Below are 22683 nucleotides of genomic sequence, written 5' to 3' on the forward strand. Positions count from 1 at the left end.
AGCTCTTGACCAATTGAAATACGAAATCGCTACTGAATTCGGCGTACAATTGGGACCAGACACTACTTCTCGCCAAAACGGATCTGTTGGTGGAGAAATCACGAAGCGCCTTGTTTCTTTCGCTGAGCAACAACTAGCTCGCTAATTAAACAACAGCATACGTGGATGATGAGGGATGAAAACCCTCATACGAAAAGGAGGGTCGGTTGCCTTTAAGCACCGATCCTCCTTTACTTTTTGCAGAGTTGTTAGGAAGGAAGATGAATCGTTTTAATATGCTGTACATTCCAATTGGTTCGATCACCCGTTATATTGATAAGCTCTAACAGATTGTTTTCTAAACGGCTAACTATTCCAATCTTGTCAGGTTCATCACCTGTATCAAGTATAATAAGTTCTCCTTCCAGCCGTTTCATCTGTTCTTCAAAAGAACGAGAAAGCGGAATTTGAGATGCTTTAATCTGTAGATGATGACTAAGAGAGAAGGGGGTAAAGCTTCGGCTATAGGGGATCAGCCATTTTACATGATGGAGGGAAATAAACATAGTCTTAAAGACCGGGGAATAGAACACTAGATAATTGTTTAGTATAGCCGTTACATATCCGTGCAAAGAGTGTGAACCTGTTACATTAATTTCTAGAAACAAGCCCTTTGAATTATTCAGAATATTCCGATAAGATAAAGCTTCTTTATTTAAAAGAATTGGACTTTCTTGTAGCTCAAAAGTATTGACTAGATCAGAGCTTATCCGCTTGATTGATTTTACATGAATCCAAGGTACATAGATGTAACGCGTACCATCATATAAAACGAGGATATCAATCCCTTGATCCATCACCTTGCCTACTAAGTTATTATTCTCAGGTAATATTACTTCAACAAACTGATTTAAAAAAGGAGAGATGGGTTCCAAGAGGAGCTTCCTCCTTTCCTAGGAGAACGGGAAAGTAACATCTATCTTTTCCATTTTGGATAAGACACACCTGGCAATTTTATGGTAACAGCTTGGAGGGAATTTCCTCCTTGCTTGAAAGGATATTGTGTTTTTAACGAAATTTGATGCTTTGAGGGCTTCTTTTTTGGATGAATTCTTACTGCAGGTGGTGTGGAGAAGTGCTTTCGTTTATGTCTATCGCGTTTTTTAACATGCAGACAGAAAACTTCTCGATTACCTACATGTCTCTGATTACCTACACGTCTCTGATTAGCTACAGGGAAGACAGTGTCAGATGATGATGATGATGATGATGTTGATGATGATGTTGTTGTTGTTAAACTAGCAATAGTTGCTTTCGAAATCCAGACGAGTTCTTTATTATGGACTAAGGCAATTTGATTTTGATCAGTTTCTGTCAGAATTCCTGAGATCGGTTCATAACTAGTGAAATGAACGTGAACGAATGTATTTCGTAATTTGGCTAATAAAGCGGAGAAATTAGGTGCATGATGAAGTTGATATAAAGGGCTTGTAGTTCCAAATTTGGAATGAGTTCCATCCTTTTGGGAACGCCCATGTGTTTTTTCTAGAATACCTATGGATTTGATTTCACTTAGCTGATAATAGACAAATGTCTCTTTTTCGGTTTGCAGGACTACATAGTCTGTGCCAGCGAAACGAAGTAATCCCGTGTAAGAATCTTTCCCAATTTGATTAATTCTTACTCTTTTATTAACTAGCGATTTTAATAGCTGTTCGTATGATTCAGCTTCGATAACCTCCTGAGGGATTCCTTTTTTAATTTCAAATGGCGGGTTTCGAAAATCCTCTTCAATACTAGTGAGCGGCGGCAAATAATAGTACAAGACTTGGCTATCTTCTGTTAATTGAACGAGGTAGTTTGATTTGGCAGCCAGTAGGATTCCACGTATTGATTCAGCTCCACCTCTATAGAGGCGCACAGTCTTGCCGACCAGAGACTGTAAAGTGGTGATATCGAACATGTTATACATAGCCCCTTTCATTTGACCAATCAAGATATTTACAATGCATGTATATGTATCCCCTGACATTCTTGCTGTAAACAAGAGCCCTTTTCATGGATAATTCCACATTTGCCCTAGATTTTAGCCCTTTCTTGTTGCACTGGTCATTCACACAAACGGCATGAGCGGACTAGTCATATGGTAGTAGAGAAATCATGTGCTTATCAATAATGCACAGGAGAGGGGAAATAGTCAGTGAAAAAAAGTACCGCAAAACGAATTTTGCGTGATTATCCTGAATTTGAAGCGTGGCTAAAGCAAAAGCCAACACGTGTTGCCAGAGTGTTAAGCAATCCTGCGACGATGGATAAATATTTAGAGCAATGGGAAAAGGAAAAAAAGAGACAACAGAGAACCTCTCTCGCATCCCTTGTTAATTTACAGAGCATTTCCGAAAAGACACGTAAAGTAAATGAGAAGCTGACCAGTTTGCAAAGTATTTTGGACGTTATTTCCGATAACAAAAAAATATAAGTGAATAATTTGTGGATTTTGTGGGGTGGTGGTGAGGAAGCCAACCCTTTTTTCTTTTATTCTGCTATACTAGAAAAGTAAGATATTTATACTAAACGGGCAATCGACCTAGACATCTGAGGAGGAATTTGACATGAGCTTTAGCGATAAATTATCTGGTGTAATACATACGATACCAGCCATAGATCTGGTAGCAGCCGAGCAAGCAAAAAAAGAACTAAAACGTTTGACTAAACCTGTTGGCAGTCTAGGTGTTTTAGAAGATATAGTTGTTCAGTTAGCAGGTATTACAGGACAAGCTAAACCGCGTATCGGGCGCAAGGATGTCGTGGTCATGTGTGGCGATCATGGTATTGTGGACGAGGGTGTAAGCGCATTCCCTCAGGAAGTGACTCAACTCATGATGGTTAACTTCATCAACGCTGGAGCAGCAGTAAACGTGTTAGCTAGACAAGTGGGAGCCGAAGTAACAGTAGTTGACATTGGATCTAAAGCAGCGGAAGTACCTGAGAATGTAATAAATAGGAAAGTGAAAGCAGGAACAAACAACTTTGCTAAAGGCCCAGCAATGAGCAGAGAAGAAGCTGCACAAGCGATCTTGGTCGGAATTGAAACAGCGCAGGAGCTGGCGAAAAAAGGCAGTAATGTCATCGCTCTTGGTGAGATGGGAATCGGAAATACAACGCCTAGTGCGGCGATTACCAGTGTATTATTAGGCCGTCCGCTGGAAGAAGGTTTGGTAGGACGAGGTTCGGGTATAAATGACAAATCTCTTTTAATCAAACGTGAAGCAATTCAACGCGGCATTGAGGTAAATAAGCCTCAGGCAGACGATGCGTTGGATGTACTTGCTAAGGTAGGTGGCTTAGAGATTGCCGGGATGGCTGGGGTAACGCTTGGTGCTGCTCTTTCTCGCATTCCTGTACTATTAGACGGGGTGATTGCTTCTGCGGCGGCATTGGTAGCTGCACGTCTTCAACCAGCAATTATTCCTTATCTTATGGCCACTCATTTATCAGTGGAACCTGCCCATCAATATATTCTGGAAGACTTAGGAATTCGTCCATCTCTTCACTTAAATATGCGTTTAGGGGAAGGAACTGGAGCTACATTATTTATGCCAATGATGGATTCTGCTTGTCGTGTACTGCAAGAAATGGCTACCTACTCTGATTTAGGTCTACCTGATCCAGAGTAATTGATCCAAAGATCGTTCAACTGAGATTAGGTGAGGCATTAAAGAAGAGGGGCATGATTATGATAGAGCGTTTTGGACATGGTGGCGACATATGGACTGCTGCAGAGTCCTTTGGGCTAGAGGCTGATCGTATTCTTGATTATAGTTCAAATATTAATCCATTTGGACCTCCTGAGCAGCTTTTTTCAATCTTGAAGCAAGCGCTACCACAGGTCCTTAGATATCCTGATCCTACATGCCGTAATCTTCGCAAAGCGTTAGCAAGTTCGCTTGGATCTCATATACAACCGGAAAATATTTTGGTAGGGAATGGAGCTGCTGAGTGCTTGCACTTGGCGGTTTCTGCTCTCAAGCCACGAATTGTAGGGATTATTTGTCCCTCTTTCTCGGAATATGAAGCGATTGCCAAGCAAGCTGACTGTGAGATACGCATGTTATTTACAACAAAAGAACAGCAGTTTTTACCTGATGTCGAAGAGCTATGCGGCTTTGTGCAACAGGTGGATATGCTGTTTATTGGACATCCTAACAATCCAACGGGGAATTTTTTACCACGTAACGAATTACAAAAGGTGGCTGTTGCTTGTGAACAACACAATACCTACCTTTGTGTGGACGAAGCATTTCTGGATTTTGTAAATCAAACTGAAGAGCATTCTTTGGCAACTGACTTACACAAGCTTCCCCATGTGCTTTTATTTCGCTCTATGACTAAAATGTACGCAATTGCAGGGCTGCGACTCGGTTACGTCATTGGGCAAGAGCAAGTGATCAAACGTCTAAAAGCTAAACAAATCTCGTGGAGTGTGAACCATTTGGCCCAAGTGGCAGGTGAATTCTTACTTCAGCAGCATGATTACGTACTGCGAACGCAGGAATATGTTGCTGCGCAAAGAGAGAACTTGCTAAAATCTCTTGAAGCACTACCGGGGGTTACAACTTTTAGGAGCGAAACCAATTACTTATTAGTTCATATAGACTCTACTCCATCTCATCTTCTTCAGGAAGAGATGGCGAAAAGAGGCATTTTAATTCGAAATTGTAGTATGTATCCAGGTTTAGGTGAAGGATATATACGACTTGCGATAAAAACACAGGAAGAGAATGAACGAATGGTAAGCGTGTTCCGTGAATCCCTACAAATCCTGTCAACTAGGAGATAAAAGGAGCGAAGGTATCATGAGGATCATTCTTATTACAGGTGGCGTTCGATCAGGAAAAAGTGCTTTTGCTGAAAGGCTGGCCCAACAACAGAAGCAGGAGCATGGTGGAACCCTCGTGTATCTTGCAACAGGGCAAGCTTGGGATGAAGAGATGCAGAATCGGATTCATTTGCACAGGGAACGAAGAGAGAATAATTGGGAGACGATGGAGGAGCCGTATGAATTACAGGCGGCGATCCAGACCATGGCTGAAGCCGATGCGCATGAAGCAGCTTCAGAGTCGTCGATTGTTTTATTGGACACATTCTCAGGCTGGATTGCGAACGTATTAATGCAGATGCCTGAAGATCAACTAAGTAAGTCCGCCATCCGGCAAGCTTGTCAACAACAAGTCATCTCTTGTGTATCTGCTATGCGCTCCTTAGATCGGACATGGATAGTGGTAAGTGATGAAGTGGGATTAGGTGGGGTAGCGTTATCTAAATTAGGTAGGGCATTTCAGGATATTACTGGATTCGCGAATCAGATTGTAGCACAATATGCTGATGAAGTATATCTGGTAGTGGCTGGTATCCCGATGAAGATTAAGGGGAGCGAGGCGAGAGACAAATGAATGCGTTTTGGAGCGCCTTAACCTTTCTTACGCGCATTCCGGTACGCTTTCAAGCGACAGAGCAGGATTGGTATCAAAGCGTAAAGTATTATCCTTATGTGGGAATGGTAATAGGAATTTGTTTAGCGGGAATCGCAGGAATTGCTCAGTGGCTTTTTCCTGATATTCTCCTTTCACTTGTAGTGATAGCATCTTGGGTCTATATAACTGGCGGCCTGCATTTAGATGGTTGGATGGATACCGCTGATGGGCTCGGTTCTGCTCGTTCACGTGAACGGATGCTAGAAATCATGAAAGATAGCCGAGTGGGAGCAATGGGAGTCCTTGCTTGTGTTCTTTTATTAGCGGTAAAGGTGGTGTCGCTATATTGGATCACGACTAGCGTACCTTTGCTGTCACTTAGTTACTTATTGATTATTATTCCATTTGCAGCTCGTGTTTCTTTACTTGGATGCGTTTATTTTTGGCCTTATTTGCATAAGGGAAAGGGATTGGCTTCTGGATTTAGAGAGCATGTGCGAATGAAGCACATTATCATTTCAATCGTTATCTCATGTCTTGTCGCTATCGTTTTAGTTGGATACCAATTAGCGATCATTTTTTTCGTACTCACGGTGGTCACGCACTATCTGTTTAACCGAATGATTGTCAAACAGCTGGGCGGCTTAACGGGCGATACCTATGGGGCACAAATTGAATGCATTGAAATGGTATTGCTTCTTGGGGCGGTCAGCTACCTGTATCACGGAGGTTTTGTCGGATGGTAAAAGTTATTTGGTTACGTCATGCTGTAACGGCTGAAAATCTGGCAAAACAATATATTGGACACTACGATGCACCTTTATCGAACAAAGGAGTCGCACAGGCGCAGCAGGTCGCAAAATTCTTAGCGAATCAACCTCTCACAGCTATTTTTTCAAGTGATTTAATGAGAGCAAAGGAAACAGCGGCTATCGTGGCAGAATTTCACCCAAAACTTCCGGTCCACACCAGTAGTGACTTACGAGAGGTGTTTTTCGGTGAATGGGAAGGATTGACGTACCAGGAGATCGAGCGAATGGATCGGGAGAGAATTTATCAATTTTATGATAACCCGTGGAATGTTGCCCCTCCTGGCGGGGAGAAATTACTTGAATTACAAAAGCGGCTAGAGCAATTCGTAAATAGAGAAATCAGCCCTTACTGTACCCAGACAAACTGTTATTCGAGTGGTACTGAAGAGAGCCTTCAGAAAGAACCAATTTTACTGGTGGTTACTCATGGTGGAATGCTGCGCTTGGTTTCTGCTCTGTTATTGGAAAATGATCCAGGTCGTTATTTTGATTCGTCCATTGGACATGGGCAATTTCTGGTTACGTGTTGTCGGGAAGACGGAGAGTGGGAAACATGCAATTTATAAAAGATTGGTATTTGGATGTAAACGAGAAACGGGTGCTTATTCATTATCCGAAAGGCTTTCGTGCCTGCTCTAGTGCTGTGTTTGGTGGTGGAATTAGCGAGGCGAAGTGGATCTTAAACCAGTATGTGGGAAAGAGCTACTTATCAGATAATCCTCAGGAGGATATTAGAAGGTTTGTTTTGCAAAATCAAGCTATACCTGAACAAACGATTGGATTGTTGACAGCAGCTTGTGTGGAGGATTTAGGAGTCTCTACGTTAAAGGGAGACGAATTTGAGCTTTGTGCAATTGTGACCACCGGTGTCGGCAATGCAGCCAGAGCAGGTACCGTAGAACAGCGCTATAATGCCTATGCAGCAGGTACGATTAATACGGTCGTATTCATTGATGGGAATTTGACAGACGGGGCTCTTGTAAATGCTGTTATTACAGCAACAGAAGCCAAAACGATTGCATTGGCAGAAATGGGAATTAGCGATGGAGAGGGCAGGGGTGCGACAGGAACCACCACTGATGCTATTGTAGTAGCGGCTACATGTGACCAATCACGTTATCAGTCCGTCCATCCCTATGCTGGAACTGCTACGAACTTGGGCCATGCAATCGCTTGTGCAGTAACGGATGCAACTCGCATGGCGCTTACCCGTGAGCAAAATCGAAAAGAGCGTAGGAGTGCAGAATAATTATGGAAATAATGCTAGGAACTAGCTTGTTATGTGCCTATCTATTAGATCTCATTATTGGTGATCCACGTTGGATTCCACACCCCGTGATTGGCATGGGAAAAGTGATTAGCTGGCTGGATTGTCGCATTCGACCAGTATATCAGTCCCTTGTTAACCGCGGGCGTTCGGCCTTTCTCTCAGGTCGATTGCTAGGTCTTTTGTTTCCAGTGGTAGTTGTTGGCTTGGCTTTTTTCGTTCCCTATTATTTGTTAAAGGGACTCGCTAGCATTCATCCGTGGCTGTCTTTTATCGCCGAGGTTGTGTTGATTGCTACCACAATTGCTACTAAAGGACTGGCTCAGGCTGGGCAAAAGATATATGCTGCTTTACAGAAGGGCGATCTAGGAGAAGCTCGATTTCAATTGTCCATGGTAGTTGGGCGTGATACAGAGCAGTTGGATGAGAAGGAAATTTCACGTGGCACTGTGGAAACAGTAGCGGAAAACATTGTGGATGCAGTAACCTCCCCCTTATTTTTTGCCATGCTAGGCGGGGCCCCGCTCGCTATGGCATATAGGGCGGTTAATACGCTAGATTCAATGGTAGGCTATAAAAATGAGAAATACTTGCACCTTGGCTGGGCTTCCGCGCGGCTAGATGATATCTGTAACTATATTCCCGCTCGGATCACCTTTATCTTTTTAATCCTAGCAGCGTTCTTACTGGGAAAGAATTGGAAAGACGCCTGGAAAACAGGAATCCGTGATGCAAGCAAGCACCCAAGTCCAAATAGTGGCTGGAGTGAAGCGGCTGTTGCTGGTGCCCTACACATTCAATTAGGCGGAACCAATACCTATCAAGGGGTTGTTTCTCACCGTGCACTCATGGGGACACCAAAGGTGGAGCTTCATGCTGAACATATTAAACAAACCATTCAGATTCTGTATGCAACCACTTTTTGCTATGCCTTATGCGCTTTCATTTTGCGAGGGTTGCTCTTATACTAAAAGAAGGATCGGTCCGAATAAGGTTGGAGTTTGCATGATTTCGACACGAAAACGGCAGGATTTCTTGCTGCTACGTCGAAATACTATAAAAGAAATGCTAGACTATCGTGTCATCCGAGATTGATGGGGGTTCTTAACCTATGAGCGAAATTAAAAACATAAAAGCTCGCATACCCAAAAAAGTATTAAACCGACTCGTCACCATTTTAAATCCGTATGAGCAGGTTGTTGACGAATTAAAGCTAAAGGTAAAAGGAATAAAATATGGTTTTCTAAAAGGCGGACGCTACTCTCCAATTGAATTTGTAGTTGGGCGAGTCAAGAAAACAGATAGTCTATTACGAAAAGCCCTTCTTAGAGGCATTGATTTTGCCCAAGATGATTGGGAAAAAAGATTGTGTGAGGAAATTACCGACATCGCTGGTATCCGTGTCGTTTGTCGCTATATTGATGATGTGCGGGAAGTGCAGAATCTGTTGATGGAACGGGAAGATTTTGTGGTGCATGACGTTAAAGACTATATTACCAATCCGAAAGAATCTGGCTATCGTAGTATTCATATGATTGGTGATTATACGGTGTACCATGGTAGTGAAAAGAAAGTCTTGCCTTGTGAGGTACAAATCCGGACGTTGGGCATGAACTTTTGGGCAACAAATGAGCATGAATTACGCTATAAATATGACGGAAATATTCCTTCCGACGTATTAGAGCAACTGCATATTGCTTCAACTGTCACTAACCAGTTAGATGAGCTGATGAACAGTTTACGTCAGGAAATTATGACCCCACCAGAGCTTGACACTGATATGGAAGAAAGATTGGAAGAAATCTTCTCCCTTTATGTCAAACAAGATTTTGAATCAGCTGAAGCGTTATACAAGGAACACTTTATTGGGTATGAAGAAGCTTTTCTGGATAATCCAAAATTCCGTATGATCAATGAACTGTTAAGCAAACGGTTTGGAAAATAACAGATGCAGGTATAACAAAAAATAGCCTCAGTCTACGTGACGAGGCTATTTTACTATCAATATAGCATAGATTAATGTTTGTCGATAAGCTACTGGTTAGGTTCGGTTTAGACGAGCCGTTCAGGATTTAATAACTCATTGATTTCGGTTGTTGTCAATTCGGTGTCTCTCGCAACGATTTCTCTGACCGTTTTTTTCTCTTGATAAGCAGTCTTGGCGATTTTGGCGGCTTTCTCATAGCCGATTACAGGATTAAGTGACGTTGCAAGCGCCGTACTCTGCTCAACATAGTACTGACAACGCTCTGCATTCGCTTGTAGTCCTTCTATACATTTTGCACGGAAAACTTCCATTGCGTTCGTCAAAATTTGAATGGAATGTAACAGGTTATATGCAATAACTGGCATCATAACATTAATCTCCAATTGAGCACCCATCGTAGCCGCTGTGATTGTGGCATCGTTACCAATTACCTGAGCACAAACCATATACATCATCTCAGCCATCACAGGATTTACTTTGCCTGGCATAATAGATGATCCAGGCTGAACAGCAGGCAGGATCAGCTCGCCAAGTCCAGTGCGTGGCCCTGAACCAAGTAAGCGTAGATCGCTTGAGATTTTTAATAGATGAATCGCGAGCTCCTTAACAGCATGGCTTGCTTGAATGGCTCCTAAAGTGTTTTGCATAAAAGCGAACCGATCACGCGGCTTTTTAAATGGTAGATCTGTTCGAAGCACAATCTCGCGTAATGTTCGATCAGCGTACTCAGGATGAGCGTTAATCCCAGTACCTACCGCATTCCCCCCGATACCAATCACGTATAGCTCCAGCAGAGCATGGCGAATACTTTTTTCAGCAGTTACGAGTGCTGCTGCATAGCCACCAAATTCCTGCCCTAGTCGGATTGGAACAGCATCCTGTAAATGGGTTCGTCCTGATTTGATAATGGGATCGAATTGTCTGGCCTTCTGTTTTAGAGCGTAATGAAGTCGCTGAAGAGATGGCAACAATTCTTTTTTTATCATCTCGACAGCACTAATATTGATGGCGACATGTATCGTGTCATTCGTTGATTGTGCCATATTCACATGATCGTTAGGATGGACAAGTGTGAAGTCTCCTTTTTGACCGCCTAATATTTCAATCGCGCGGTTTGCGATAACCTCATTTGCATTCATATTTTGAGAGGTACCCGCGCCAGCTTGATAGACATCTACTACAAATTGATCGTCCCATTTGCCATCAATCACTTCTTCTGCGGCTGTAACAATAGCTTTAGAAATATGTTCGGGTAAGTTCCCTACCTCTGTATTTGCAACAGCCGCAGAGGCCTTGATGATTCCTTGCGCTTTAATAAAGGCTCGTGGCAAACGAAGTCCGCTAATGGGGAAGTTATGGATAGCGCGTGTGGTTTGCGCATCGTAATATACAGATCGAGGGATATATACCTCACCTAATGTGTCTTTGCTGATGCGTTCATCCATTTGTAACACCCTTTCCACAAAAAAAATTATGTTAATAATGAAAAGCTAGAAATGCCGTTAATACAACATTTTTACCCATTTTCCCCAGCATTTTATCGATAGAATGTCCAAAATTGCACTTGTTCAATGCCTTTTCCATTTGATAGAGTGGTGAGGTAACTTGTTCGTAGAAAGGATTTTACAAGCATGAAAAAATGGATGAAAACGTTCTTGGCAATCGGTATTTCTCTGATTACGTTTGGAATTCAGCCAAGTTACGCTGCGCAGCCACCAGCCCTGCCGCTTGAAGAAATAAAAGGGGAGGGTGCCATTCTCATAGATGGCTCGTCAGGAACCGTGCTATTTGAGAAAAATCCCCAGCAGTATTTATTTCCTGCTAGTATTACCAAAATCGCCACCGCTATTTATGCTATTGAGAACGGAAATATTAATGATATAGCCACCGTTTCTAATAAGGCGAGAACGGTAGAAGGTTCCCGGGTCTATCTAGCAGAGGGTGAACAAGTATCCATGCGGAATTTACTCTTTGGGTTGATTTTAAATTCAGGTAATGATGCTGCCATTGTGATTGCCGAGCATATGGCTGGTTCCACAGAAGCTTTTGCTGAAAAAGTGAATGCATTTTTAAAAGAAAAAGTGGGAGTGAAACATACTCATTTTACAAATCCACATGGATTGCATGATGAGAATCACTACACAACTGCTGCTGACATGGCTAAGATTGCACAGTATGCTATGAAAAATCCCCTCTTACGTGAAATTGCCGGTACAAAACGTTATGAATGGCACCAAAAAGAATGGGATACCGTGCTGGTCAATCATAATAAAATGCTAACTACTTATGAGGGAACGACAGGTTTAAAAAATGGCTTCACGGATCAAGCACGAAATACTTTGGTGGTTACAGCTAAACGCGGTGATACAGAACTGATCGCCGTTACCATGAAGGCACCATCTAATGTGGTTAGCTATCAGGATGTCCACAAAATGCTCGATTTTGGCTTTGCAAATTATGAATCGAAAAAGATCGTAAATGCAGGACAGTATCTGGTGTATCAACCCCAGAATGATACAGAGAAAGCAGCAAACTTTTATACGGATAAGGATTTATTCATCACGGTTCCCAAGCAGACTACATACGAACAAAAGCTACTTAGCAACGGGGACCTTGTATTGACTTTATCCAACGGAGAAGAGAGAAGGCTACATCTGCAACCTGAAGTACTCCCGACGGCAGTGTCTACTTCAGAGGAAGGCGAGCAGGCTCCTACTCATAATCCAATTGCTCTTTATGGTGTTGTCGTATTCTGGGCGTTACTTAACTTGTTTTTCATCCTTTTCTTCATTCGTTTATTACGCGCGAAACGACGTACGAGGCGTACGAATAATGTGGTGCTGAGAAAACGAGCGAACTAAAAATATACAAGCTCTATGAGCGATAGATGCGACAGAACAATCGGACAAGCCGGTTGTTCTTTTTTTGCAGAAAAAAGTTATAATAGAAAAATAAGTATGATTATTTAAAATATAAACAGATACATAGAAGAATGTAGGAGGGTACTATAATGAGAATGGAAACGTTTACTAGCAAGGGTATCGGCTATTTAAACGAAGATGCGTTGATTGTTCATCCAACCCTCCCTCTATTTGGTGTGGTTGATGGTGTTACTTCATTACATGGTTTCATGAATGATCTTAAACAGACCGATGGATACTTGGCTTCAACAACCATTGCTCGTTATTTTACACAGATACATCGTCAGATTCCGCTGCAAGAGCACATATCGACTGCTAATTTGCTTATACGCCTACATATGCAGGAGGCCGGAATTGATCTTTCTTCCAAACAGAATCTTTGGGGAGCCGCAGTTGGAATCGTGACAATCGAGAAGAACGGCATATCTTATGCTCAGACGGGAGATTGCATGATTTTTGCTGTATATGAAAATGACAATGTACGGATATTAACTCGTCCACAAGTGGAAGTACTGGAAGAACACACATTGCAAAAATGGTGCGAGGGTATTGAGAATGGTTTACTATCTCACACGGAATTAAGCTTGATCATTCGAGATTTGATTATTCAAAATCGTGAATTGCAAAATGAACCGCATGGCTACGGCGTACTAAACGGAGAGAAACAAGCCATAGAATATGTGGAATATGGCAGAATAAATCGTGCTGGAGTAAAGCATGTGGTCATAATTACAGACGGATTGTTTTGGCCGCTAGCCAATCAGGAAAAGCGGGATTGGTCAAGGATGGTTCATAAAATAATAAAGATGGGACTCGAAAACTATGCAAAAGCCTTAACAAAGCTAGAAGGAAGCGATCCAGAATGTGTGAAATACCCAAGATTTAAAACGTCTGATGACAAAACGGGTATTATTCTTACACTATAAGCGAAGATTGGTATAATGGGGAATGAACCAAATGAAAAGGTGGTAATCAGCATGAAGTTATTTTTTCTCTCAGACATCCACGGTTCTTTGACCTATGCGAAAGCAGCCCTAGAAGCATTTGAACGAGAGCAAGCAACCCATATCATCCTAGTGGGAGATGTGATGTATCATGGACCACGCAATGCTCTGCCAGATGGATACAATCCTTCTGAAGTAGCCAATCTACTAAATAGGTATGCTGACAGCATTGTAGCTGTGCGTGGAAATTGTGATTCAGAAGTAGATCAAATGCTCCTTCATTTCCCGATTATGAGTGATTCTCATACAATCGTTATGGATAAACGGCGTATTTTTGTGACACATGGACATATTTATCATGAGGATCATCATCCAGCATTATCGGCTGGAGATGTGTTAATTCATGGTCACACACATATCCCGATGGCCAAGAAAAAAGGAGATCTGTTTATACTAAATCCTGGTTCTGTAGCTATTCCTAAAGAGAATCATCCGCATACATATGGAGTGATTGAGGGTGATCAGTTCTGGATTAAAAGGTTGAATGGAGAAGTGTATATGGAGACTTCACTTATCTAGAACTGATTTGAAAATGAATGCTACTATTGACATATCGGAAAATGTCGATATAATCAACAGTATGGATTATGTTATGATTTTTAAAGCTTTATCAAATGAAACCAGATTGCAAATGTTACATTGGTTAAAGGAGCCAGAGCTGCACTTTCCGCCATCCTCCTGTAATTATGAGAATTTTCCAGGAGGAATCTGTGTAGGACAAATTCAAGAAAAAGCAGGTCTTTCTCAATCAACCACGTCACAATACCTAGCGATTATGCAACGGGCGGGGTTATTAGAGGCTAGACGCTTTGGCCAATGGACGTACTACCGCAGAAATGAAGAAATGCTGCAGAAGCTGGCTACATACTTCCGAGAGGAGTTGTAAAAGAAGAGTGGAACACCGTTTCATTTTTCTTTTTTAAGCTAATATCGAAAATTTCCGATATACCGATTTATAGTGCTGCAGCGATTACACATGAAGCATTTTCAAAAGGAGAGACCCATGAAAATTAGTGTACTGGATCAATCGTATGTAATAGAGGGAGGAACCCCAGAGCTAGCTTTGGAGCAAACGACTGAGCTAGCGCAGTACGTAGATGAAATTGGGTATCACAGGTATTGGGTGTCTGAGCATCATCATTCCGAAGCACTGGCTGGTTCTTCACCAGAAGTTCTTATCGCTTATGTAGCGGCAAAAACGAAAAGAATCCGTGTCGGGTCGGGGGGTGTAATGCTTCCTCATTACAGTGCTTATAAAGTGGCGGAAAATTTTAATGTTTTAAGTGCTTTGGCTCCAGGGCGTATTGACGTAGGAATTGGCCGTGCTCCAGGGGGAATGCCGCTTTCAACTAGAGCTCTACAGGATTTACAGGCGCGCGATATTGATACCTTTCCAGAGCAAGTCCAGCATCTGACTAGCTATATTGATGACAAATGGAGGGAAAAGCAGCCTTTGCCAGGATTGAAAGCTACCCCAGTCCCATCGCATAAGCCTGAAATCTGGATGCTTGGATCTAGTGACAATAGCGGAATTGTAGCTGGTCAATTGGGATTGCCATATGCATTTGCTCATTTTATCAATTCCCAGCCAGGGGCGATGGATCAGGCTATCAGTCATTATCTACGTACATTTCAAGCATCATCACGTCTTATGCAACCGAAAGTACTGGCTGAGTTAGAAGCAATGAAGCATTCTATTCTAATCGGATCTGTAAAAACCATTGCCCTCAAAATCAGAGCGCTACAAGAGCGATATCCGATTGAAGAATTGATGGCCGTTTCTCCTATTTATGATATAAATGCCCGTAAACGATCCTATGCTTTATTACAGCAGGCTGTTTCTGAAGCCGATACGGGTAAACCATACCGCTAAAAAATCATTCAAATATATGCAAAAAAACAAAATCGAGGAGGAAGTAGGATGACTGTTAAATTATTTCAACCCTATCAATTAAAAGAGGTTACATTGAAAAATCGGATTGTCATGGCTCCTATGTGCATGTATTCTGTAACTGAAAAGGACGGAAAAGCTACCGACTTTCATATTACACACTATACAACGCGCGCAGTTGGACAGGTAGGTCTTATAATCGTGGAAGCAACTGCTGTTGAAGAACAGGGACGGATTTCGGAATTTGACCTGGGGATATGGAATGACAACCACATAGCTGGATTACATAAAATTGTCGAGCAAGCACATCAGTACGGAGCTAAAATAGGAATTCAATTAGCCCATGCTGGGCGTAAAGCAGAGGTTCCTGGTTCCATCTATGGACCATCTGCGATTGCATTTGATGAGAGCAGCCGTGTTCCAGAAGAAATGTCAGTTGAAAAAATCAAACAGACAATAGAAGCATTTAAGCAAGGTGCAGTGAGAGCTAAACAAGCGGGTTTTGATGTCATTGAAATTCATGCGGCGCACGGGTATTTATTACATGAATTTTTATCGCCGCTCTCTAATCAACGAACAGACGAATATGGGGGCTCTCAGGAAAATAGATACCGCATGTTATCCGAAGTAATAACAGAGGTAAAAAGTGTTTGGGAAGGACCATTGATGGTGCGTGTCTCCGCTACCGATTATACAGAAGGAGGCTTAACCATCGAGGATCACGTACAATTCGCAGCTTGGATGAAAGACCAGGGCGTGGATCTCATTGACGTTAGCTCTGGTGCACTTGTACGGGCAGCTATTAATGTGTATCCAGGCTATCAAGTAAAATTATCAGAACAGATCAAAGAAGAGGCGAACATCCCCACTGGTGCTGTAGGGTTAATTACCTCTCCGTTACAGGCAGAGGAGATTTTACAAAATAATCGTGCAGATATAATCATCTTAGGCCGCGAGCTGCTGCGAAATCCATACTGGGCTAGAGGTGCGGCAGATGAATTACAAGTAGAGATTGAGGCACCTAGACAGTATCAAAGGGGCTGGTAAGCTAAAATTGTGACCACATCAATTTCTTACAAGCTGTAAATAGATTAACCATGAGAAGCTAGTAATCCTTTTAGCATATAGGATTCTAGCTTTTTTTTGTAAAATGATTGCCTAAATCGATCTATGATACTTTAAGAATGTATAGAAAACCAGCAATTAGTTTGACCTTAAAGATAAAATGTTATAAGTTATAGTATATATATGAAATATATTTCTGATAATTTAAATAAAATCTAAACGATTTCATAAAGAGGGGTTACTATGCCAATTCCTAAGAATTACACTTCTTCTATTCGATTAACTGCGAAAGAAAAAGCCTTTCGTCAGCTACAAAGCTGGATTATCGATGGAACCTTAGAGCCAGGGGAGAAGCTATATGATGCTGAAATTGCAGAAGCGATCGGGGTGAGCAGGACTCCTGTGAGGGAAGCCTTTCAGCTACTAGAGGTCCAAGGCTTTATTGAAACATATCGAGGACGGGATACAAGAGTTACTACTGTTTCAAAAGAAGATGTAGAGACAATGTATTTACCACTTGCTTCACTTCAAGCATTAGCGGCCAAATTAGCTGCGACTGCAATTACAGAAGAGCAAATTGTCATATTAAACGAGATCAATGCCAGCTATAAACAGGCAATCTGCGAAAAAGATGTACCAAAAATTGTAGAAATGGATAGTCAATTTCATACATGTATTTTAGAAATTGTGGACAATCCATATATCATCAATTTTACATCTGTTCTTCAGCTGCATATTCAACGCTTAGAATATATCTTTTTTAAGCAACAGCACATTCCTAAGGAAGAGTCTATTGATGAACATGAGAGAATCGTACAAGCTTTTGTCCAGAAAAATGGAAAACTAGCTGCAGAGATTATGGAACAAAATTGGCTGCGTCCTATGAAAGAAGTATATCAGCTGATGTAATGATATTAATAATCTTGAAGATGAACAGATCAGTGAGGAGACCATATGAAAACGGAACAGATTGCAATGTCGAGAAAATTCGGAGTTACCCTCGTACTAACAGGGGCTATGCTGTGGGGAATATCTGGGACTGTTGCTCAATATTTGTTTCAGCAACAAGGCTTCAGTCCTGAGTGGTTAGTCGTTATACGTCTTTTACTGTCGGGTATTATTCTATTAGCAGTTGCCTATAGAAAAGAGAAACAAAATATCTGGGGCATATGGAAAAATACCAAAGAGCGACTCAGCCTTATCTTGTTTGGTATTTTAGGAATGTTAGCTGTTCAATATACTTATTTTGCAGCTATTAAGCATGGAAATGCAGCGACAGCTACTATTCTTCAATATTTGGCCCCGGTGCTAATTACATGCTACGTGGCGATTCGTCTAAAAAGGCTACCCACTTTAAAAGAATTACTAGCTGTCGTTCTAGCTTTATTAGGAACGTTCTTACTGGTTACACATGGAAGCATCAATAGCCTTTCTATTTCTGGATTAGCATTATTCTGGGGAGTAGCCTCGGCGGTAGCATTGGCTTTCTATACATTACATCCACATAAGCTTCTTGCTAAATGGGGAGCAGCTATCGTAGTAGGCTGGGCGATGCTAATAGGAGGTATCGGCTTTAGTTTTGTTCATCCCCCTTGGAGGCTGGAGGGACAATGGTCGATTTCTTCCACTCTAGCCGTACTGTTTATTGTACTATTTGGAACACTGATTGCCTTTTACTGTTATTTGGAAAGTCTTAAGTACCTTAGTGCCCCCGAAACTAGTTTATTAGCTTGTGTAGAGCCTGTTTCTGCCGCCGTCCTATCAGTGATTTGGCTGCAGATACCCTTTGGTTTAACGGATTGGTTGGGTACCCTGTGTATTCTTATTACCATTGCCATCCTATCCTTGGGTGGGCATAAGGAAACAGCTAGGACCAATTAGCTCCTCCAATTTATCGAAACGAAAAAAGCCGGTATCCCGATAGGGAATACTGGCTTCGTGTTTTTATGAATAAAAAAGAAAAGCTGTTCTCTGCAGGGGCAAATTCCTGAATACCTCCGTTTTTGACTCCACTAAGCTATAACACTGCTGAACAGTTCATCTGATACGGCTATACAGCTATGACTAATAGAGAAATCTCCACAAATAAAAGGTGGCATAGGCTTCCCAATTTGTCCATGTCGCAGAAAGTTTTAAAATTTCTGCTTTCGTGGGCTTTTGTAGAGTGCCCTGAAGATATTTAATCGCATTGTGTAAACCTACATCATCTATCGGAAAAGCGGAGGGCATTCTCAGGCAACGCATTAAAACGTAATTAGCAGTCCATGGTCCAATGCCACGGATTTTGACAAGCATGTTTTCCGCTTTTTTATAATCTCCGCAGTTTCCTAATTGCTCTTTGGTTATTTTACCTTCCACCATAAGCTGAGCTACACCAATCAAATACTCACATTTTTTACCTGTCATTTGTAATCCCTTCAAGTCTTCCATTGTCAGAGCAGCGATATCATGCGGGGAGGGGAATATCCAATACGTTTCACCATCACATTCAATGCTTCGGCCAAAGGCTTCCACCAGTCGTCTTTTCAGCGTATAAGCGAAGGGCAGATTGATTTGCTGTCCGATAATTCCCCAGCAGATTGCTTCGAACAGATCAGGAATTCCAATATTTCGTAAGCCAGTAAAATGAGTAACTGCTCTTTGTAGCAATGCATCTGATTTAGCCAAATCGTAAAAAGGGCGCAAGTCTGTATCCAAATCAAACCAATCTCTTACATAACGGGCTACCTCGGCTCGTATCCATTTGCAGGATGGCATTGTAGTCCCTAGAAAGCGAATATGCAGCATGTTATCCTGATCTGAGCGTATTTCTACTACAGGTGTTTCCTCTTCAATGGGAATAGCTCTGTAAATTCGTTGGTTTTTACAATAAAATAAGCATTCATTAGGCTCTTTTGATAAATATTTCATATTTTCGTTAAAGCTGAATTCCTTTGGCACAACCAGTGTTAGCTCACTCTGTTTATCCGTCCAAGCGCCTATAGGAAGAGTGGAACAGCATTTTTTACAAGGCCGGTATCCTGCCTGTTCAGCATTCGCTCGCGACTGAAATCGAATCGTGTTTTCTGGATGAAACTTTTCCATACACCATGGGAAACAATATATCTTCTCTATTTTTTTACCAGTGAAATAAGGAGCATCCCACTTTGGGCAACTGGTTGTTTTTTCCATGAAAAATCCTCCATTCCATGCAATACAAGCACACTACTAGTTGTAACATAAAAGGCTTCTATAAAATTTCACTATCTTGCTATTACAATCATAAAATCGCACATAGGTTCGTTCTGGAGGGTATACTGTGGATGGAGGTGAACCAGATGAGAGATATCCAAAGGCAAGGAGAGAAGTATCATTATCTAACCGATGAAAAGTGGCAAGCAATCATTAATAACGATGCATCGTACAATGATATATTTTTTTATGCGGTGAAAACTACAGGTATCTTTTGCAGGCCTTCTTGCAGGTCTAGAGAGCCTAAAAAGGAAAATGTTCGAATATTTTTTAGCGCAGAAGAGGCGCTGTCAGAAAATTTTCGACCTTGTAAGCGGTGCAAGCCAACAGGACAACGTTTGCCTGATGTTGAATGGGTGGCACAGATTACGGATTATATCAAAAAGAATTACAGTGAGGTATTAACGCTAGAACTATTAGCAGATATATGTCATGGAAGTCCTTATCATATGCATCGAACATTTAAACGCATTAAGGGAATGACCCCAATTGAATATATTCAACAGACAAGAATAAATAAAGCCATGGATTATCTCATTCAATCTGATAAGACGATTACCGACATTGCAATGACTGTGGGGATGCCCAACACACCGTACTTCATCACTTTGTTTAAGAAAGTAACAGGACAGACGCCTAAAAAATTTCGTCAGTTAAATAAGGACATGGAGGTGTTGCAAAGTGACAGCAAAAAGTAAACAGATCATTTATTATTCAAGGCTGGTGCATTCGGAATGGAACCTATACATTGCTGCTACAGCGGAGGGACTTTGTTATGTAGGTTCGCAAAATCATCCTTTTGCGGAATTGGTGAATTGGGTAAGGAATCGGTTTCCGAAAGGTGAATTGGTGCATAGTAATGAAAATTTACAAGGCTATGCAGCAGAATTGGTTGAGTATTTTCAAGGCAATCGTAAAGACTTCTCTATAGACTTTGATTTATATGGTACGCCATTTCAGCTTGCGGTGTGGAATGCCCTTTGTGAAATACCATATGGGCAAACCCGTTCCTACTCCGATATTGCGCTTCAAATACAAAAACCAAATGCAGTGCGTGCTGTGGGCACAGCAATTGGTGCTAATCCTGTTTTAATTACGGTTCCCTGCCATCGGGTGATTGGGAAAAATGGCTCACTTACGGGCTATCGGGGTGGGTTGGAAATGAAAACCAAGCTTCTGAGCTTCGAAAATGAAAATAGTTTGATAGAGGAGAGTAAGCAATATGCCTGATTGCCTCACAGAACGGATTGCCGCCATAGATTGGAATAAAGTGCAACGGACGATGGATGAACAGGGCTATGCTACAATTCCAGCTTTCTTAGCGAAGAAGGAATGTAATGAAATAATTAACACGTATGAAAAAGAAGAGTATTTTCGGAACACGATTGATATGGCTAGATTTCGATTCGGCATCGGGGAGTATAAATATTATCAAGCTCCCCTTCCTGATTTGTTGCAACAGCTTCGTGAAGGCTTCTATCCTGAATTGGCTAAAACGGCTAATCGATGGCTGAAGCAGCTTGATCATGAGGCATGTTACCCACCTTTGCTCTCAGAATTTCTCACTGAATGCCATCAGCAGGGGCAGACAAGATCAACACCCTTAATCCTTAAATACGAAGCTGGAGGTTATAATTGTCTGCATCAGGACTTGTATGGAGATGTCTACTTTCCATTTCAAGTAGTATTCGCCCTCTCTCAAAAAGAGATAGATTATACAGGCGGCGAGTTTTTGTTGCTGGAACAACGGCCAAGGGCGCAAAGTCGAGGGCATGTGATAACCCTAGAACAAGGATCAGGACTAATTTTTCCTACTAATAATCGGCCTGTACTAGGTTCACGAGGTTATTATAAGACCAAGATAAGGCATGGTGTCAGCACGATTACTTCTGGTACAAGATATACGCTTGGTATTATTTTTCATGATGCAAAGTGATCTGTGCCTAACAAATATACCTAAAACATGCTAATATGCAGCAAAAGGGGCGACTGAGATGAAGAGTGAGTTTTTTTATAAATATCCCAAAACACTGCTAAATAAAGGGACAGGCTTTCTTTCCGATTACACTCATTCGTTGAATCCTTATACTGGTTGTTCCTTTGGGTGTTCCTATTGCTATGTACGGCAAATGCCTGTATCAATATTTCGTAAGGAGGAGTGGGGAACCTGGGTGGACATCAAACAGGAAGCGGCAAATGTATTACGTAAGGAGCTCAGAAGGGAAAAAAGCAAAGGGAAGGTAACTATATTCATGTCATCGAGCACAGATCCTTACCAACCAATTGAACATAAGGAAAAGGTGACAAGATCTCTTTTGGAGGTCATGCTGGAGAACCCTCCTGATTTTTTATTTATCCAGACCCGCAGTCCTCTTGTTAGTCGAGACATTGATTTATTATTACGATTAGAGAAGAAGGTTCGAGTAAGCATGACCATAGAGACGGATCGAGAGGATATCCGTAAGCATTTTACACCTCATGCACCACCTATTCCTGCCAGATTAAAGGCACTTCAGCGTTTAGCAGATGCAGGTGTACCGACCCAGGCAACCATTGCTCCACTATTGCCCAGCAGTGAAGAATTCCCTGATAAGCTACGAATGTTGGTTGATCGCATCTGTATAGATGATTATTTTATGGGGGACGGTAGTGGAGGAAGACGAACTAGGAATCTGGGGATCGACTCGCTCTATCATAAGCTAAATCTATTCGAATGGTATCATCCCTCTGCCTATAAATTGGTGTATGAGCGATTTAAACGTGTTTTTCCCACTGATCAGGTATTCTTAAGTCAGAAGGGGTTTGCTCCTTACTGAAAAATTCAACGATTAGTTTAGTAGCATGTAGCGTCCTGTTAGGGAGGCTATTTTTTTGTGTGAAAATGAATAATCAATTGGAGTACGGCTCGAAATTTTCCAAAATAGTTTTCCAAATGGTTGTTGTAGCAGGGGTGATTTCCATTAAAAGTAAGTTACCTTTCATACAATTTGAAAACATTAGGATTGTCATTGTGTCTTGAAGAATATGAGAGCAATTTTTTATTAACATAGGT

At 41.7% G+C, this 22683-nt stretch carries 26 protein-coding genes; 22 read left to right on the top strand and 4 right to left on the bottom strand.

Annotated features, from left to right (window positions below; all coding sequences use genetic code 11):
• Positions 1-145 (top strand): alpha/beta-type small acid-soluble spore protein (locus AYJ08_RS16405; protein WP_064018624.1); only part of this gene is annotated, 145 nt, incomplete at its 5' end.
• Between the two features lie 103 nt (positions 146-248).
• On the opposite strand, the gene AYJ08_RS16410 is transcribed toward AYJ08_RS16405, so the two are convergent.
• The gene (locus tag AYJ08_RS16410) at positions 249-914 is read right to left on the bottom strand and encodes a hypothetical protein (RefSeq protein WP_064018625.1); all 666 of its coding nucleotides are present in this window, start codon (positions 912-914) and stop codon (positions 249-251) included.
• A 41-nt stretch (positions 915-955) separates the two neighbouring features.
• Positions 956-1942, bottom strand: coding sequence for a hypothetical protein (locus tag AYJ08_RS16415; RefSeq protein ID WP_064018643.1), 987 nt, complete (start codon positions 1940-1942; stop codon positions 956-958).
• A 237-nt stretch (positions 1943-2179) separates the two neighbouring features.
• Here AYJ08_RS16415 and AYJ08_RS16420 point away from each other — a divergent pair, with 237 nt between their 5' ends.
• The 9 genes from AYJ08_RS16420 (at position 2180) to AYJ08_RS16460 (ending at position 9477) form a co-directional block, all read left to right on the top strand.
• Positions 2180-2458, top strand: a complete 279-nt coding sequence (locus tag AYJ08_RS16420) for a hypothetical protein (RefSeq protein WP_031414830.1) — start codon at positions 2180-2182, stop codon at positions 2456-2458.
• Between the two features lie 133 nt (positions 2459-2591).
• Positions 2592-3656: a nicotinate-nucleotide--dimethylbenzimidazole phosphoribosyltransferase gene (cobT, locus tag AYJ08_RS16425; protein ID WP_064018626.1), complete on the top strand. Its 1065-nt coding sequence runs from the start codon at positions 2592-2594 to the stop codon at positions 3654-3656.
• Between the two features lie 59 nt (positions 3657-3715).
• Positions 3716-4819, top strand: coding sequence for a threonine-phosphate decarboxylase CobD (gene cobD / locus AYJ08_RS16430; protein WP_064018627.1), 1104 nt, complete (start codon positions 3716-3718; stop codon positions 4817-4819).
• A gap of 16 nt (positions 4820-4835) precedes the next feature.
• Entirely contained in the window at positions 4836-5432 is a 597-nt protein-coding gene (gene cobU / locus AYJ08_RS16435) for a bifunctional adenosylcobinamide kinase/adenosylcobinamide-phosphate guanylyltransferase (protein WP_064018628.1), read from the top strand.
• Positions 5429-6199 (top strand): adenosylcobinamide-GDP ribazoletransferase, encoded by a 771-nt coding sequence (cobS, locus tag AYJ08_RS16440; RefSeq protein WP_064018629.1) that lies wholly within the window; start codon positions 5429-5431, stop codon positions 6197-6199. The genes cobU and cobS overlap by 4 nt, the downstream gene beginning before the upstream one ends.
• A complete protein-coding gene (locus AYJ08_RS16445) occupies positions 6193-6831 on the top strand; it encodes a histidine phosphatase family protein (RefSeq protein WP_064018630.1) in 639 nt (212 codons plus the stop codon). The genes cobS and AYJ08_RS16445 overlap by 7 nt, the downstream gene beginning before the upstream one ends.
• Positions 6819-7514, top strand: coding sequence for an adenosylcobinamide amidohydrolase (locus AYJ08_RS16450; RefSeq protein WP_064018631.1), 696 nt, complete (start codon positions 6819-6821; stop codon positions 7512-7514). Before AYJ08_RS16445 ends, AYJ08_RS16450 begins: the two co-directional genes overlap by 13 nt.
• 2 nt (positions 7515-7516) lie before the next feature.
• Entirely contained in the window at positions 7517-8503 is a 987-nt protein-coding gene (cbiB, locus tag AYJ08_RS16455; protein WP_064018632.1) for an adenosylcobinamide-phosphate synthase CbiB, read from the top strand.
• Positions 8504-8643: 140 nt separating this feature from the next.
• The gene (locus tag AYJ08_RS16460; protein ID WP_064018633.1) at positions 8644-9477 is read left to right on the top strand and encodes a GTP pyrophosphokinase; all 834 of its coding nucleotides are present in this window, start codon (positions 8644-8646) and stop codon (positions 9475-9477) included.
• A gap of 107 nt (positions 9478-9584) precedes the next feature.
• On the opposite strand, the gene AYJ08_RS16465 is transcribed toward AYJ08_RS16460, so the two are convergent.
• Complete coding sequence (locus AYJ08_RS16465) at positions 9585-10964, bottom strand: class II fumarate hydratase (protein WP_064018634.1); 1380 nt, start codon at positions 10962-10964, stop codon at positions 9585-9587.
• Between the two features lie 186 nt (positions 10965-11150).
• Here AYJ08_RS16465 and AYJ08_RS16470 point away from each other — a divergent pair, with 186 nt between their 5' ends.
• The 8 genes from AYJ08_RS16470 (at position 11151) to AYJ08_RS16505 (ending at position 18281) form a co-directional block, all read left to right on the top strand.
• Positions 11151-12380, top strand: coding sequence for a D-alanyl-D-alanine carboxypeptidase family protein (locus AYJ08_RS16470; protein WP_064018635.1), 1230 nt, complete (start codon positions 11151-11153; stop codon positions 12378-12380).
• Between the two features lie 149 nt (positions 12381-12529).
• Positions 12530-13366: a protein phosphatase 2C domain-containing protein gene (locus tag AYJ08_RS16475; RefSeq protein WP_064018636.1), complete on the top strand. Its 837-nt coding sequence runs from the start codon at positions 12530-12532 to the stop codon at positions 13364-13366.
• Positions 13367-13417: 51 nt separating this feature from the next.
• A complete protein-coding gene (yfcE, locus tag AYJ08_RS16480; protein ID WP_031414844.1) occupies positions 13418-13963 on the top strand; it encodes a phosphodiesterase in 546 nt (181 codons plus the stop codon).
• Positions 13964-14024: 61 nt separating this feature from the next.
• A complete protein-coding gene (locus tag AYJ08_RS16485; RefSeq protein WP_031414845.1) occupies positions 14025-14330 on the top strand; it encodes an ArsR/SmtB family transcription factor in 306 nt (101 codons plus the stop codon).
• A 117-nt stretch (positions 14331-14447) separates the two neighbouring features.
• Positions 14448-15317 (top strand): LLM class flavin-dependent oxidoreductase, encoded by an 870-nt coding sequence (locus AYJ08_RS16490; protein WP_064018637.1) that lies wholly within the window; start codon positions 14448-14450, stop codon positions 15315-15317.
• Positions 15318-15365: 48 nt separating this feature from the next.
• Positions 15366-16382, top strand: coding sequence for an NADPH dehydrogenase NamA (gene namA, locus AYJ08_RS16495; RefSeq protein ID WP_064018638.1), 1017 nt, complete (start codon positions 15366-15368; stop codon positions 16380-16382).
• A gap of 261 nt (positions 16383-16643) precedes the next feature.
• Positions 16644-17309 (top strand): GntR family transcriptional regulator, encoded by a 666-nt coding sequence (locus tag AYJ08_RS16500; RefSeq protein ID WP_064018639.1) that lies wholly within the window; start codon positions 16644-16646, stop codon positions 17307-17309.
• A gap of 45 nt (positions 17310-17354) precedes the next feature.
• On the top strand, positions 17355-18281 hold the full coding sequence (locus tag AYJ08_RS16505; protein WP_064018640.1) for a DMT family transporter: 927 nt from the start codon (positions 17355-17357) through the stop codon (positions 18279-18281).
• A 183-nt stretch (positions 18282-18464) separates the two neighbouring features.
• Here AYJ08_RS16505 and AYJ08_RS16510 read toward each other — a convergent pair whose 3' ends face one another.
• Positions 18465-19571, bottom strand: coding sequence for an Ada metal-binding domain-containing protein (locus AYJ08_RS16510; protein WP_082890996.1), 1107 nt, complete (start codon positions 19569-19571; stop codon positions 18465-18467).
• Between the two features lie 146 nt (positions 19572-19717).
• Between AYJ08_RS16510 and AYJ08_RS16515 the strand changes: the two genes are divergently transcribed.
• Genes AYJ08_RS16515 through AYJ08_RS16530 form a run of 4 tightly spaced genes read left to right on the top strand, consistent with a single transcriptional unit; the run spans position 19718 to position 22447 of the window.
• Positions 19718-20329 carry a bifunctional transcriptional activator/DNA repair enzyme AdaA gene (locus AYJ08_RS16515; protein WP_064018645.1) on the top strand — a complete coding sequence of 204 codons (612 nt, stop codon included), beginning with the start codon at positions 19718-19720 and terminating at the stop codon, positions 20327-20329.
• Positions 20313-20861, top strand: coding sequence for a methylated-DNA--[protein]-cysteine S-methyltransferase (locus tag AYJ08_RS16520; RefSeq protein ID WP_064018641.1), 549 nt, complete (start codon positions 20313-20315; stop codon positions 20859-20861). Before AYJ08_RS16515 ends, AYJ08_RS16520 begins: the two co-directional genes overlap by 17 nt.
• Positions 20854-21567 carry a 2OG-Fe(II) oxygenase gene (locus AYJ08_RS16525; protein WP_031414855.1) on the top strand — a complete coding sequence of 238 codons (714 nt, stop codon included), beginning with the start codon at positions 20854-20856 and terminating at the stop codon, positions 21565-21567. The genes AYJ08_RS16520 and AYJ08_RS16525 overlap by 8 nt, the downstream gene beginning before the upstream one ends.
• A 58-nt stretch (positions 21568-21625) precedes the next feature.
• Positions 21626-22447: an SPL family radical SAM protein gene (locus tag AYJ08_RS16530; protein WP_064018642.1), complete on the top strand. Its 822-nt coding sequence runs from the start codon at positions 21626-21628 to the stop codon at positions 22445-22447.
• Positions 22448-22683 lie beyond the last annotated feature (236 nt).

This window comes from Brevibacillus sp. SKDU10 (genome assembly GCF_001645205.1).
Lineage (GTDB): Bacteria > Bacillota > Bacilli > Brevibacillales > Brevibacillaceae > Brevibacillus_B > Brevibacillus_B halotolerans.

Coding starts and splice junctions, on each gene's coding strand:
- AYJ08_RS16415 (WP_064018643.1), bottom strand. CDS start 1,942: ATGTTCGATATCACCACTTTACAGTCTCTGGTCGGCAAGACTGTGCGC.
- cobT (WP_064018626.1), top strand. CDS start 2,592: ATGAGCTTTAGCGATAAATTATCTGGTGTAATACATACGATACCAGCC.
- cobD (WP_064018627.1), top strand. CDS start 3,716: ATGATAGAGCGTTTTGGACATGGTGGCGACATATGGACTGCTGCAGAG.
- cobU (WP_064018628.1), top strand. CDS start 4,836: ATGAGGATCATTCTTATTACAGGTGGCGTTCGATCAGGAAAAAGTGCT.
- cobS (WP_064018629.1), top strand. CDS start 5,429: ATGAATGCGTTTTGGAGCGCCTTAACCTTTCTTACGCGCATTCCGGTA.
- AYJ08_RS16445 (WP_064018630.1), top strand. CDS start 6,193: ATGGTAAAAGTTATTTGGTTACGTCATGCTGTAACGGCTGAAAATCTG.
- AYJ08_RS16450 (WP_064018631.1), top strand. CDS start 6,819: ATGCAATTTATAAAAGATTGGTATTTGGATGTAAACGAGAAACGGGTG.
- cbiB (WP_064018632.1), top strand. CDS start 7,517: ATGGAAATAATGCTAGGAACTAGCTTGTTATGTGCCTATCTATTAGAT.
- AYJ08_RS16460 (WP_064018633.1), top strand. CDS start 8,644: ATGAGCGAAATTAAAAACATAAAAGCTCGCATACCCAAAAAAGTATTA.
- AYJ08_RS16465 (WP_064018634.1), bottom strand. CDS start 10,964: ATGGATGAACGCATCAGCAAAGACACATTAGGTGAGGTATATATCCCT.
- AYJ08_RS16470 (WP_064018635.1), top strand. CDS start 11,151: ATGAAAAAATGGATGAAAACGTTCTTGGCAATCGGTATTTCTCTGATT.
- AYJ08_RS16475 (WP_064018636.1), top strand. CDS start 12,530: ATGAGAATGGAAACGTTTACTAGCAAGGGTATCGGCTATTTAAACGAA.
- yfcE (WP_031414844.1), top strand. CDS start 13,418: ATGAAGTTATTTTTTCTCTCAGACATCCACGGTTCTTTGACCTATGCG.
- AYJ08_RS16485 (WP_031414845.1), top strand. CDS start 14,025: ATGGATTATGTTATGATTTTTAAAGCTTTATCAAATGAAACCAGATTG.
- AYJ08_RS16490 (WP_064018637.1), top strand. CDS start 14,448: ATGAAAATTAGTGTACTGGATCAATCGTATGTAATAGAGGGAGGAACC.
- namA (WP_064018638.1), top strand. CDS start 15,366: ATGACTGTTAAATTATTTCAACCCTATCAATTAAAAGAGGTTACATTG.
- AYJ08_RS16500 (WP_064018639.1), top strand. CDS start 16,644: ATGCCAATTCCTAAGAATTACACTTCTTCTATTCGATTAACTGCGAAA.
- AYJ08_RS16505 (WP_064018640.1), top strand. CDS start 17,355: ATGAAAACGGAACAGATTGCAATGTCGAGAAAATTCGGAGTTACCCTC.
- AYJ08_RS16510 (WP_082890996.1), bottom strand. CDS start 19,571: ATGGAAAAAACAACCAGTTGCCCAAAGTGGGATGCTCCTTATTTCACT.
- AYJ08_RS16515 (WP_064018645.1), top strand. CDS start 19,718: ATGAGAGATATCCAAAGGCAAGGAGAGAAGTATCATTATCTAACCGAT.
- AYJ08_RS16525 (WP_031414855.1), top strand. CDS start 20,854: ATGCCTGATTGCCTCACAGAACGGATTGCCGCCATAGATTGGAATAAA.
- AYJ08_RS16530 (WP_064018642.1), top strand. CDS start 21,626: ATGAAGAGTGAGTTTTTTTATAAATATCCCAAAACACTGCTAAATAAA.